Source organism: Duganella sp. OV510 (genome assembly GCF_900100205.1).
Taxonomy (GTDB): domain Bacteria; phylum Pseudomonadota; class Gammaproteobacteria; order Burkholderiales; family Burkholderiaceae_D; genus Rugamonas.
In genome coordinates this window covers 71173-83628 of record NZ_FNEQ01000011.1, presented here as the reverse complement: position 1 = coordinate 83628, position 12456 = coordinate 71173, and the positions used below count along the sequence as shown (strand labels likewise).

The window sequence follows — 12456 nt, the reverse complement described above, 5'->3', positions numbered from 1 at the left end:
AAAACAGATGTCTGAAACTACCCTCCAGGAACCGAAAGTCGTTTCCCTGCACCGCCCGACCGCAGCGATCCAGCCGGCCGCCTCCACCTGGCCGCGCGAAGAAGTGCTGGCGCTGTTCGAGCTGCCATTCAATGACCTGATGTTCAAGGCACAGCAAATCCATCGCGCCAATTTCCCGGATGCCGATGTTGAACTGGCGACGCTGTTGTCGATCAAGACCGGCGGTTGCGAAGAGGATTGCGGCTACTGCCCGCAAGCCGCACGCTACGACACCGGCGTCGAAGCCAAAAAGATTCTCGACATCGACACCGTGCTGGACGCAGCCAGGCAGGCCAAGGACAACGGCGCCACGCGCTTCTGCATGGGCGCCGCATGGCGCAGCCCGAAAGACCGCGACATGGACAAGGTCGAAGAGATGGTGCGTTCGGTGAAGGCACTGGGCCTGGAAACCTGCGCCACGCTGGGCATGCTGGAAGAGCACCAGGCGCAGCGCCTGAAGGACGCAGGCCTGGACTACTACAACCACAACCTGGACACCGCGCCCGAGTTCTACGACAACGTGATCTCGACCCGCCAGTACCAGGATCGCCTGGATACGCTGGGCCACGTGCGTGAAGCCGGCCTGAAAATCTGCTGCGGCGGCATCGTCGGCATGGGCGAAACCCGTGACCAGCGCGCCGGCCTGATCGCGCAGCTGGCCAACCTGAATCCCTATCCGGAATCGGTGCCGATCAACCACCTGGTGCAGGTGGAAGGCACGCCGCTGCACGGTCTGGACCCGCTGGACCCGTTCGAGTTCGTGCGCACCATCGCCGTGGCGCGCATCACCATGCCGAAAGCGCGTGTGCGTCTGTCGGCCGGCCGTCGCGAGCTGGGCGAAGCGATTCAGGCGATGTGCTTTATGGCTGGCGCCAATTCGATCTTCTACGGCGACAAGCTGCTGACCACCGATAACCCGGAAGCAAACGACGACCGCGCACTGCTGGAGAAACTGGGTCTGCGTACTCGTGGCGCGGTACTGGAATCGGTACAAAAGGAGAGCTGCGGCTGCTAACCAGCCCGCTCCCACGAGATAAAAAAAACTTCCGGCAAATTTACAAAATCAAGCCGCAGAGAGAGAGACGATGTTTACCAAAATTCTGATCGCCAATCGTGGTGAAATTGCCTGCCGTGTGGCCGCTACCGCGCGCCGCCTGGGCATCAAGACCGTTGCCGTATATTCGGAAGCGGATGCCAGCGCCAGGCACGTCGCCGTGTGCGACGAGGCAGTATTGATCGGCCCTGCCGCCGCCAAGGAAAGCTATCTTCGCGGCGACAAGATCATCGCCGCCGCCAAGGCCACCGGCGCGCAAGCCATCCATCCCGGCTACGGCTTCCTGTCGGAGAACGCCGAGTTCGCGGACGCCTGCGCTGAAGCTGGCCTGGTGTTCATTGGCCCGCCGGCATCCGCCATGCGCGCAATGGGCTCCAAGTCGGCTGCCAAGCAGTTGATGGAAAAGGCCAACGTGCCGCTGGTACCGGGCTATCACGGCGAGCAGCAGGATGCCGATTTCCTGCATGGCGAAGCGGACCGCATCGGCTATCCGGTGCTGCTGAAGGCGTCGGCCGGTGGCGGTGGCAAGGGCATGCGCGTGGTGGAAAACTCGGCGCAGTTCAAGGACGCGCTGGCGTCCTGCAAGCGCGAGGCGATCAGTTCTTTTGGCGACGACAAGGTGCTGGCAGAGAAATACCTCCAGCGCCCGCGTCACATTGAAATTCAGGTGTTTGCCGATACGCTTGGCAATTGCATCTATCTGTTCGAGCGCGACTGCTCGGTGCAGCGACGGCACCAGAAGGTGCTGGAAGAAGCGCCAGCGCCGGGCATGACGGACGAGCGCCGCGCGGCGATGGGCGAGGCAGCGGTGGCCGCTGCGCGCGCTGTCGGCTACGTTGGCGCCGGCACGGTGGAGTTCATCGCCAATCAGGATGGCACGTTCTATTTCATGGAGATGAATACCCGCCTGCAGGTGGAACACCCGGTGACTGAAATGATTACCGGGACCGATCTGGTCGAATGGCAGTTGCGCGTCGCCGCTGGCGAGCCGCTGCCGAAGCAGCAGCACGAACTCACCATCAATGGCCACGCCATCGAAGCGCGCATCTACGCCGAGAATCCGGAGAAAGGCTTCTTGCCGTCGATCGGCACGCTGCGCCATCTTGGCACGCCAGCCGCCGTCTCGTTCGAGCTGGGAGGCGCAGCAACCGCTATCGGCGGCGCCGGCGCAGCGACGCATGGCGCCGCGCCAGCGGCAGTGCGCATCGACTCCGGCGTGCGCCAAGGTGACGCTATTTCGCCGTTCTATGATCCGATGATCGCAAAGCTGATCGTCTGGGGCGCGGACCGCAAGCAGGCGCTGGCCCGCATGGCACAGGCGCTGGAGCAGTACCACATCGTCGGCCTGCACACCAACATCGCCTTCCTCAAGCGCCTCGTTGAAGGCCAGGCTTTCGCCAGCGCCGACCTGGACACCGGCCTGATCGAACGCAATCACGACACGCTGTTCCCCACCGCGCAGCCTGCGCCAGTGGCGGCACTTGCACTGGCCGCCAAAGCGCTGCTGGCCGACGAACGCAAGCACGCCACCGACCCATGGCAGCAAACCACCGGCTGGCGCATGAACCAGACCTACACCCGCAAGCTCGCCTTCGCGGACGAACACGCGGCCTACGACACCAGCGTCACCTATCGCCCTGGCGGCTTGCTGTTCACCAGCGGCGAGGAAAGCATCCAGCTCGGCGACCAGGCCAATCGCGGCACCGTGCTGCGCGATGGCGACACCTTCCACGTCTTCAGCAACGGCATGCACTACCAGCTGGCGTGGAACGACCCGATGGCGCACGCCGGTGAAACCGAATCCGAAGGCGGCCGCCTCACCGCGCCGATGCCGGGCAAAGTCGTTGCCGTCCTCGCCAGCAAAGGCCAGGACGTCAAGAAAGGCGACGCGCTGGTCATCATGGAAGCGATGAAAATGGAACACACCATCGCCGCGCCGCACGATGGCACCGTCAACGACATCCTCTACAACGTCGGCGACCAGGTCGCGGATGGCGCGCCGCTGCTGGACTTCCAGGCCGCATAAGGAGAACCACCATGCGCATATTGCTGCACCGCGCCGACGGCAAGACCGAACCGTGGATCAAGGACTTCGCCAAATTCCTGCCCGAGGCCGAAATCGAAATCTGGCATGCGGGCGAGAAGTGTCAGGTCTGTGATTACGCCGTGGTCTGGTCGCCGCCGGAAACCATGCTGGCGGAGCTGGCCACCGTCAAGGCCATCTTCGTCACCGGCGCCGGCGTCGACGCGCTGCTCAAGTTCGGCGAAGCGCTGCCAGCGCACATCCCCATCATCCGCCTGGAAGACGCCGGCATGGCCGTGCAGATGGCCGAATACGTCACGCACAGCGTACTGCGCTACTTCCGCCGCTTCGACGAATACGAGGCGCAGGCGCGCGATGGAAAATGGGCGCCGCTGCCGCAGTATCACAAGGAAGATTTCGCCGTCGGCGTGCTGGGCATGGGCGTGCTGGGCACCCGTGTGCTGGAAGCGCTGGCGCCGTTCGGCTTCCCGCTGCGCGCCTGGAGCCGCACCGAAAAGAGCGTACCCGGCGTGCAGACCTTCACCGGCGCCGATGGCCTGGACACCTTCCTGCGCGGCAGCCGCGTGCTGGTCTGCATGCTGCCGCTGACGCCGGACACCAGCAACATCATGGACCGCACGAATATGTGCAAGCTGCCGCAGGGCGCGTACATCATCAACGTCGCACGCGGTGCGCATATCGCGGAGCCGGACCTGGTGACGCTGATCAAATCCGGCCACATCGCTGCCGCCACGCTGGACGTGTTCCGCAACGAGCCGCTGCCGGCGCAGCATCCGTTCTGGCAGGAGCCGCGCATCACCATCACGCCGCACATCTCCGCGCTGACCTTGCGCCGCGAGAGCGTGCAGCAGATTGCCGCTAACATTCGCAAGGCCGAAGCAGGCGAAGCCATCGCCGGCGTGGTCGACCGCACACTGGGATATTGAAATGAGCCGCTTACCGAAGCAAGTGAAGATCGTTGAAGTCGGCCCGCGCGACGGCCTGCAGAACGAGAAGGAAAACGTCCCGGCCGGGATCAAGATTGAACTGGTGAACCGCCTCACCACCGCCGGCTTCCAGAACATCGAAGCGGCCGCTTTCGTCTCGCCGAAATGGGTGCCGCAGATGGCCACCAGCGCCGAAGTCATGGCCGCCATCGCGCGCAAGCCGGGCGTGATCTACTCCGCGCTGACGCCGAACATGCAGGGCTTTGAAGCGGCGCTGGCGGCGCGTGCTGATGAAGTGGTGATCTTCGGCTCCGCCTCTGAAGCCTTCTCGCAAAAGAACATCAACTGCTCGATCGCCGAATCGATCGCCCGCTTCGAGGGCGTGGCCAAGGCGGCGAAAGCGCAGGGCATCCGCCTGCGCGGCAGCATCAGCTGCGCCTTTGGCTGCCCGTATCAGGGCGAGGTGCCGCTGGACGCCGTGGCGGACGTGGTGGGCCGCATGCGCGACCTGGGCTGCGATGAAATCGACATCGCCGACACCATAGGCGTCGCCACGCCGCGCAAGACGCAGGCGGTGATGGAACAGGCCATCCGCGAATTCCGCATCGACGGCCTGTCCGGCCACTTCCACGACACCTATGGCCAGGCGCTGGCGAATATCTACGCCAGCCTTGAGTTGGGCATCGCGATCTACCACTCGTCGGTGTCGGGACTGGGCGGCTGTCCGTATGCGAAAGGCGCGACTGGCAATGTCGCCACCGAAGACGTGTTGTACATGATGCAGGGACTGGGCATCGACACCGGCATCGATCTCGACATCGTCGTTGACGCCGGCCAGTTCATCTCGCAATTCCTCGGCCGCAAAGGCGCCAGCCGCGCCGGCAACGCCATCGCCGCCAAGCGCGCCAACTAAACACATCGGGGTCAGTGCCGACATTACATCTGCCGGAATTGCCGTGTGTAGGATTCGCTGACCGCGAGTTTGTCGGCACGGCCTTTCAGGCGCACTTCCATTGCCGTGCCATCGCGGTCGATGCGGTCGACCGCTTCCAGGTTGACGATGGCGCCACGGTGGATTTGCGTGAACTGCGCCGGATCAAGCTGTTCGATCAGGTCTTTCAACGGCAGGCGTATCAACGCTTCGCCCTCCTGCGTGACCACGCGCGTGTACTTGCCGTCCGACTGGAAGAACTGCACATCACGCACCATCACCAGCCTCACCGTGTTGCCGGCCGAGGCTCTGATCCACTTCAGATACTGCACCGGCGCCGGCGCGATCTGCTGCCACACGCCGGCCGGCACCGGCGCCGTGCTGCGCGTCTTCAGCCGCTTCACCGTTTGCAGCAGCCGCGCCGCCGTCACCGGCTTGACGATGTAGTCGACCGCGCCCGCTTCAAATGCCTGCACCGCGTGTTCCGCGTAGGCGGTGACGAAGACGATCTGTGCGTTCTCGCCCACATGCGCCGCCACTTCCATGCCAGTCAGGCCGGGAATCTGGATGTCGAGGAACACCACGTCAGGCTTCACGGAGTCCAGCAGCGATATGGCTTCGACACCGTTTTCAGCCTGGCCGGCGATCTCCAGCTCCGGCCACAGCGCGGCCAGCTGGTCACGCAGTTCCGCTGCCAGCAGTGGTTCGTCCTCTACGATCAACGCGATCGGCATGCTCACTCCTTGATGATCAGCGTGGCCACCACGCCGCCGTTCTCTCCCGCCGCCACCGACAGCGACGCGCCTTCACCATACAGCAATTGCAGGCGCTCGTGGATATTCGCCAGGCCAAAGCCCTCGCCCATTTGCTCGGTCAGGCCAACGCCGTCATCGCTGACGTGGACGCACAGATCACCCGGGCGCCGCAGCGTGGTGATGACGATTTCGCCCGGCCGGCTGGCTCGCTCCAGCCCATGCTTGATGGCGTTTTCCACCAGCGATATCAGCATCGCCGGCGGGAAGGGCAGCCGCAGCGAAGCGGTGTCCGCAACGATATGGAAGCGCAGGCGCTGGCCCATGCGGATCTGCATGATGGACAGGTAATTGCGCACCAGCGCCAGCTCACGCTCCACCGTCGACGACACGGAGCGCATATCCGGCAGGGTGTTTTGCAGGTAGCCGACCAGATGGTCGAGCATCTGCTGCGCGCTGTCGCTGTCGGTGCGGATCAGGTATTTGAGGTTGGCCAGCGTGTTGAATAAAAAATGCGGCTCAACCTGCGCCTGCAGGGCCGACAACTTGGCGTGCAGCGCCGCGCGCTCCAGCTCCTGTTCCCGCTTGATGGCGCGCAGCACGCGTTCACGCTGTTCAAACTGTGCACGCAGATGCGCGGCCACGGTTTCCACGTCAGCCAGCGCCAGGCCGCCCTGCATATTGAAGAAGTCCCAGCTGAAGCGGCGGCGGATGCGCACTTGCGACGGCTGGCCAGGCTCGCTGACCACCAGCACCTCGGTGCACTTGTGCAGCCACACCGGCCGGCGCGGCGCGATCAGGATCTGGCCCTTGAATGGCGAGTAGCGGAACGCCGCCGGCCCGCCGTAGCCGAGCGCCATGCCCAGCGCCAGCCCGGACAGCGTTTCAGTGCAGACGTTGTAAGTGGTCAGCGAATCAAGCGGCGAGATCAGCGTGCGGCTCGGGCGCGAGGACAGCATCTCCGCCGTCAGCGGCGTACCGGCTTCGCTTAGTTCTTTCAGACGTTGCTGCACCATCGCGTGCATGACGCTGACGGGCATGAAGACCAGCATCAGAATAGTGGACAGCGGCCCCCACGCCCAGGTCGACTTGCTTGGGCCAGGCGGCACGACAGACAAGATCAGCCAGACCAGCGGCGGCGTCAACACGATGACGCCAATCGCCACGCGCGCCCACAGCCGCAGCAACGATTGCCACTTGTAGCGGCGCACCAGCACGGGATCGTGCTCGATGGCGGCAGGTTTGAGGTAAAAAGGTGTCGTATTCATAACGCCCATTCTAACGGCGGCCGGGCGGTGCGGCGGCGCTTGCGACGAAGCGGCCAAAATCGGGAGCGAAAAGGAAAAAACCCTGTTTGACGTTGCCATCAAACAGGGTTTTTAGATTTTGGTCGGAGTACAAGGATTCGAACCTTGGACCCCCTGGTCCCAAACCAGGTGCGCTACCGGGCTGCGCTACACTCCGAAGAAGCAAGATAATACAGGCTAGCAAGAATGTCGTCAAGTGCCCGCGTCATATCGATGCTAGTATCTAAAAACCATGAGCACCATGATTTCATTCGATACACCGGGCAGGCTGCGGCGGCCCGGCATTGCAGCAGGGCTTGCCGTCTCGCTGGCGCTGCACGCGGTACTGCTGTTTGCTTATCGGCTATCCGGCCCGCCAGCCGCTGAGCATGCGTCCAGGTCGATGACGGTGTGGCTGCAAGCGCCCAAGCCGCCGGCGCCGATTGCCACCATCGCGCCGCCACCGCCGCCCCGCAAGCGCGAACGTGAACCGGCACCGGCACCGGTGCGCCAACGCAGCGCTGTGGCCACCGCGCCCCAGCGCGCCGCCGCCGCCGAACCGGCGCAGCAGCAGCAGCAGCAGCAGGAGCCAGCTCAGCCCGCGCAAACCCAGGCGATCACGCTGCCACGCGAGCAAGATCCGCTGTACGCCGACCAGCAGCCGAAACAGTTCAACGTCGACGATGCGAAGAAACTCGCCCGCAAAGTGGCAGCAGAGAAAGATCCGGCCAGGGCGGGCACGCTGAGCGCCCAGCTGGAAGCCCATCCGCTCTATCCCGAGGAAACCTCGAATGCGCTGGCGAAGAAAATGGAAGGCGCCAAGAAAACCGATTGCCTGAAATCCGCCTCCGGCGCCGGCCTGCTGGCGCCGCTATTCTGGGCGCTGGACAAGCACTGCAAGTTTTAATCGTTTTTCAAGGTCAGCGCGCGGTCATACAGCGCGTTTTTCTTGCGGCCGGTAATCTGCGCGGCCAGGCCGGCTGCCTGTTTAACCGGCAGTTCCGCCAGCAGGATCTGTAAAATACGGTCAGCCTCGGCGTCGTTTTCATCCTCCGCCGGGGTGGCGCCCTCCAGCAGCACGACAAATTCGCCTTTTTCCCGATGGCCATCGGCCTTGATCCAGGCCTCCGCCTCGGACAATGGGCAGCGGTGGATTTCCTCGAACATCTTGGTCAGTTCGCGCGCAAACACCACCTGGCGGGTCGGCTCGAACGCGGCGGCCAGCGCGCTGGCGCAATCCAGGATGCGATGCGGCGCCTCGTAAAACACCATGGTGGCTGTCACCGCGCGCAGCGTGCCGAGGAAGTTCTCGCGCTGTTTGGCCTTGGCCGGCAGGAAACCGACAAAGTAAAACTGATCGTTCACCAGCCCGCTGGCCGACAAGGCCGTCACCACCGCCGACGCCCCCGGCAGCGGCAGCACGCGCAGACCGGCCGCGCGTACCGCATCGACGATGCGCGCGCCCGGGTCCGACACCGCCGGCGTGCCGGCATCCGACACCAGAGCGATGCGCTCGCCGGCCTGCAAACGGGCGATCAGCGTCTCGGCCGCCTCGCGCTCGTTGTGCTGATGGGCGGCAATCAGCGGCTTGTGCAGGCCGAAGCGGCCCATCAGCGTCGCGGTGTTGCGCGTGTCCTCGCATGCCACAGCATTGACCAGGCTCAAAACGTGCAGCGCGCGCAGGCTAATATCGGTGACATTGCCGATGGGGGTCGCCACGACGTACAAGGTTGCGCTAGGATAGGTCTGATGCGCCATTTCGCCCATGACGGGCAAAGTGGCTATGGAACTGGAATCAAGGTCGCTCATTGGGGGTAGGATGAAAAGTGTGAGGTTGACGCTGCTGTGCATGGTTGCCGCAGTTTTAAGTGCGTGCAGCACGCCATTTTGCAACGCGCCGGGAGGATTGTGCTCGCCCCAGGCGGCAAACACAAGCCCGCCGCCGCCGGTCCAGCCGCCGCCACCGCCGCTGCCCAAGCCACCGCCTGAGCCACCGCTGCCGGCGGCGGAGACCTTCTCCATCAGCCTGCCGGGCGGCGTCAGCGTGGCCGACGAGGACCGCAGCCAGCTGCCGCCACGCGCCGAGCCGCCGGCCATCGTCCGCAATGGCGACGCCGGCCAGCCGGCCAGCGGCCCGGTCCGCATCGGCCTGTTGCTGCCGCTGCGTTCGGAAACGCTGGGCGCTGCGGCGGACTCGGTACGCGCCGGCTTCATGGCCGCCTGGGAACGCGATCGCAGCAACATCACCGTCACCGTGGTGGAAACCGGCGACGTGCCGCAAGACATCCTGTCCGCCTATGCGCGCGCGCTGCAAGGCGAGGATATCGTGGTTGGCCCGCTGTCGCGCTCGGCCGTGGCGACGGTCGCCACCAGCGCACTGGTCAACAAGCCGACCATCGCGCTGAATTATCCGGAAGGCTACGGCCAGGCCGGCGCCACGCCGCTGCCGCCGCAAATGCTGGCCATCGGCCTGTCGATCGAGGAAGAATCGCGCCAGGTGGCCCAATGGGCCGCCAAAGAGCAGCCGGACGGCGCCGCCGTGGTGGTGCTCACCAATTCGCCATGGCAGCGCCGCGTGGCAGCCGCCTTTGCCGCCGAGTGGCAGCGCCTGGGCCGCCCGGTGCGCACCATCGAACTGAACGCGCCGGACAGCTACCTCAGCGATCCGGACCTGATGCAGCTGCGCGCCGGCCTGCGCCAGAACCTGCCGGCGCTGCTGTTCTCGGCCATGGGCGCCGACCAGACACGCCAGCTGCGTATCGCCCTTGGCAGCAATGTCAGCACCGAGCCGACCAATCCGATCTTCAGCACCGCCGACGCGCTGCCGCCACCGCCACCCGCAGCGCCCACCGAGCAATTCAGCGGCCTGCCGATCTACGGCACCTCGGCGCTGAATCCGGGCCGCGACGCCGGCTTCCCGACCCAGGATCTGGACGGCGTGCGCCTGCTGGACCTGCCATGGCAAGTCCAGCGCGACCACCCGGCGGTGATGGTCTACCCGCGTCCGCTGCAAGCCGGCGTCGGCAGCGCCGACATGTCGCGCCTGTACGCGCTGGGCATCGACGCCTTCCGCGTGGCGCGGGAGATCGGCCGCCATCCGGCCGGCCGTTTCCAGCTGGATGGCGTCACCGGCAGGCTGAGCGTCGATTTCGGCCAGGGCCCATCCAGCTTCGAGCGCATCGAACCAGCGGCCGTTTACAAGAACGGCGCGCCGGAGCCGGTCAACCCATGAGGACATCATGTCGCGCACTCCACAGCAACGGCTGGGCCGGCTGGGCGAGGACCGGGCGCTGGCCCACCTCGAAGCCCACGGCCTGACGCTGCTGGAGCGCAATTTCCTGTGTAAATCGGGCGAAATCGACCTGATCATGCTGGATGGGCCGATGCTGGTGTTTGTCGAAGTGCGCCGCCGCGCCAGCGAAAAATTCGGCGGCGCCGTCTACAGCGTGACGCCGGCCAAGCAGCAGCGGCTGTTTCGTGCGGCGCAATATTATCTTTTACGTCACAAAATTCCACCGCCGTGCCGCTTCGACCTGGTCGCCATCGACGCGGAAAAGTTATCATGGATACAAAACGCACTAGAGATGTAAGCATTTTTAACAGCGCTTGTCCGGTCAACCGGACGACTGCACTATAATCAGCACACTATGACTAATCAACGCATCCTGGCGCACTTCCACGAAAGTGCCGAAACTAAAATCCAGTCCGCCACCGTCCTCGCGCCGCATATTGCGCAAGCGATTGAGATGATGTTCACGGCACTGTCCAACGGCAACAAGATTCTGGTCTGCGGCAACGGCGGTTCGGCCGCCGACTCGCAGCACTTCGCTGCCGAGCTGGTGGGGCGCTTCGAACGCGAGCGCTTCCCGCTGCCGGCCATCGCGCTGACCACCGACACCTCGATCCTGACTGCCGTGGCCAACGATTACAGCTACCGCGAGATTTTCTCGAAGCAGGTGCAGGCCTTCGGCCAGGCCGGCGACATCCTGCTGGCGTTTTCCACTTCGGGCAACTCGGGCAACGTGGTGGCGGCGATTGAAGCGGCGCTGGAACGCGAAATGCGCGTGGTGGCGCTGACCGGCAAGGGCGGCGGCGCCATCGGCAAGATGCTGACCGACGCCGACGTGCACATCTGCGTGCCGCACGACCGCACCGCCCGCATCCAGGAAGTCCACCTGGTTACCATCCATGCTATTTGCGACGGCATCGACGTCGCCCTGTTCGGAGGAGATGTGAATGAATAATTCCAGCGCTATCTGGAAAAAGGTACAACGTCCGCTGGCCATGAGCGTGCTGTGCGGCGCGATGGTGGCGTCCTTGGCTTCCCTGACGGGCTGCGTCGCGCTGGTCGCGGGCGGTGCGATTTCCGGTACGCTGGCCGCCTCCGACCGCCGCACCTTCGGCGCGCAAACCGAAGACCGGGCGATTGAAGTCAAGGGCGGAATCAAGATCACCAATGTCGGCGGCAACGCCGCGCATGTCAATATCAACAGCTTCAACCGCCGCGCGCTGCTGACCGGCGAAGTGCGCGATGAAGCGATGAAGGCGCAGATCGAGCGCGAAATCCGCGGCATCGAAGGCGTCATCGACGTCATCAACGAGATGGAGATCGCCGGCCCGGCCAGCTACACCTCGCGCTCCAGCGACACCATCATCACCGGCAAGGTCAAGGCCAGCCTGGTCGACGCCAAGGACATTTCCGCCAACTCGTATCAGGTGGTCACCGAGCGCGGCGTGGTCTACCTGCAGGGCCGCGTCACCCAGCGCGAAGGCCAGATCGGCGCCGACATCGCCCGTGGCGTCAGCGGCGTGACCAAAGTGGTCAAGGTATTCGAATACATCTCGGAAGAAGAGTGGAAATCGTATCAACCACAGCCGGCCAACACCGCCAACAGCACGAGTAATCCATGAGTAGCTCCTCGCGCGGCTGGATCAAGCCGGTCATTGCCGCCGTGGTGGTGGCCGCCATTGGCGTCGGCGTCTACGCCACGGTCTCCAAGCGCGAGGTGGCACCGCAGCTGACCTTCCTCAGCATCAAGGGCGACAAGATCACGCCGGAAAGCCTGAAGGGCAAGGTGGTGATGGTGAATTTCTGGGCCACCGACTGTGCCACCTGCGTCAAGGAGATGCCGGACATGGTCGCCACCTACAACAAGTTCAAGCCGCAGGGCCTGGAGTTCGTCGCCGTGGCGATGAGCTACGACCGCCCGGACTATGTCATCAACTACACCGAAACCCGCGCGCTGCCGTTCAAGGTGGCGCTGGATGTCGACGGCTCGGCCGCCAAGGCCTACGGCAATGTATCGATGACGCCAACCACCTTCGTCATCGGCAAGGACGGCAAGATCCTCAAGCGCTACCTCGGCGAGCCGGACTTCCCCGCGCTGCACAAGCTGCTGGACGAATCGCTGAAAGGCTAAGCGT

13 protein-coding genes and 1 tRNA gene are annotated in these 12456 nt (G+C 64.4%); 10 read left to right on the top strand and 4 right to left on the bottom strand.

The window, feature by feature from the left end:
- Positions 1–7 precede the first annotated feature (7 nt).
- The 4 genes from bioB to BLS51_RS24760 all read left to right on the top strand — a co-directional run bounded on the left by bioB (position 8) and on the right by BLS51_RS24760 (position 4976).
- Positions 8–1054 carry a biotin synthase BioB gene (gene bioB / locus BLS51_RS24775; RefSeq protein WP_090190795.1) on the top strand — a complete coding sequence of 349 codons (1047 nt, stop codon included), beginning with the start codon at positions 8–10 and terminating at the stop codon, positions 1052–1054.
- 70 nt (positions 1055–1124) lie between these two features.
- Positions 1125–3119 carry an acetyl/propionyl/methylcrotonyl-CoA carboxylase subunit alpha gene (locus tag BLS51_RS24770; RefSeq protein WP_090190798.1) on the top strand — a complete coding sequence of 665 codons (1995 nt, stop codon included), beginning with the start codon at positions 1125–1127 and terminating at the stop codon, positions 3117–3119.
- Positions 3120–3130: 11 nt separating this feature from the next.
- The gene (locus BLS51_RS24765; RefSeq protein ID WP_090190800.1) at positions 3131–4063 is read left to right on the top strand and encodes a 2-hydroxyacid dehydrogenase; all 933 of its coding nucleotides are present in this window, start codon (positions 3131–3133) and stop codon (positions 4061–4063) included.
- 1 nt (position 4064) lies between these two features.
- The gene (locus BLS51_RS24760) at positions 4065–4976 is read left to right on the top strand and encodes a hydroxymethylglutaryl-CoA lyase (protein ID WP_090190803.1); all 912 of its coding nucleotides are present in this window, start codon (positions 4065–4067) and stop codon (positions 4974–4976) included.
- A 23-nt stretch (positions 4977–4999) separates the two neighbouring features.
- Here BLS51_RS24760 and BLS51_RS24755 read toward each other — a convergent pair whose 3' ends face one another.
- The 3 genes from BLS51_RS24755 to BLS51_RS24745 form a co-directional block, all read right to left on the bottom strand.
- A complete protein-coding gene (locus tag BLS51_RS24755) occupies positions 5000–5728 on the bottom strand; it encodes a LytR/AlgR family response regulator transcription factor (protein ID WP_090190805.1) in 729 nt (242 codons plus the stop codon).
- A 2-nt stretch (positions 5729–5730) separates the two neighbouring features.
- A complete protein-coding gene (locus tag BLS51_RS24750) occupies positions 5731–7014 on the bottom strand; it encodes a sensor histidine kinase (protein WP_175472681.1) in 1284 nt (427 codons plus the stop codon).
- 119 nt (positions 7015–7133) lie between these two features.
- Positions 7134–7210 (bottom strand) — tRNA-Pro (locus tag BLS51_RS24745).
- 75 nt (positions 7211–7285) lie between these two features.
- Between BLS51_RS24745 and BLS51_RS24740 the strand changes: the two genes are divergently transcribed.
- A complete protein-coding gene (locus BLS51_RS24740; RefSeq protein ID WP_139168785.1) occupies positions 7286–7939 on the top strand; it encodes a hypothetical protein in 654 nt (217 codons plus the stop codon).
- Here the strand turns inward: BLS51_RS24740 and rsmI are convergent.
- Entirely contained in the window at positions 7936–8841 is a 906-nt protein-coding gene (gene rsmI, locus BLS51_RS24735; RefSeq protein WP_090190812.1) for a 16S rRNA (cytidine(1402)-2'-O)-methyltransferase, read from the bottom strand. The two genes, BLS51_RS24740 and rsmI, sit on opposite strands and share 4 nt — an antisense overlap.
- Here rsmI and BLS51_RS24730 point away from each other — a divergent pair.
- From BLS51_RS24730 to BLS51_RS24710, 5 genes are read left to right on the top strand one after another with little or no spacing between them, the layout of a single operon-like run.
- Positions 8798–10264: a penicillin-binding protein activator gene (locus BLS51_RS24730; protein WP_373994426.1), complete on the top strand. Its 1467-nt coding sequence runs from the start codon at positions 8798–8800 to the stop codon at positions 10262–10264. The genes rsmI and BLS51_RS24730 overlap by 44 nt on opposite strands.
- A gap of 7 nt (positions 10265–10271) precedes the next feature.
- Complete coding sequence (locus BLS51_RS24725) at positions 10272–10622, top strand: YraN family protein (protein WP_090190816.1); 351 nt, start codon at positions 10272–10274, stop codon at positions 10620–10622.
- Positions 10623–10679: 57 nt separating this feature from the next.
- Complete coding sequence (locus tag BLS51_RS24720) at positions 10680–11276, top strand: phosphoheptose isomerase (RefSeq protein WP_090190818.1); 597 nt, start codon at positions 10680–10682, stop codon at positions 11274–11276.
- Positions 11269–11943: a BON domain-containing protein gene (locus BLS51_RS24715; RefSeq protein WP_090190821.1), complete on the top strand. Its 675-nt coding sequence runs from the start codon at positions 11269–11271 to the stop codon at positions 11941–11943. The genes BLS51_RS24720 and BLS51_RS24715 overlap by 8 nt, the downstream gene beginning before the upstream one ends.
- Positions 11940–12452, top strand: coding sequence for a peroxiredoxin family protein (locus BLS51_RS24710; RefSeq protein WP_090190824.1), 513 nt, complete (start codon positions 11940–11942; stop codon positions 12450–12452). Before BLS51_RS24715 ends, BLS51_RS24710 begins: the two co-directional genes overlap by 4 nt.
- Positions 12453–12456 lie beyond the last annotated feature (4 nt).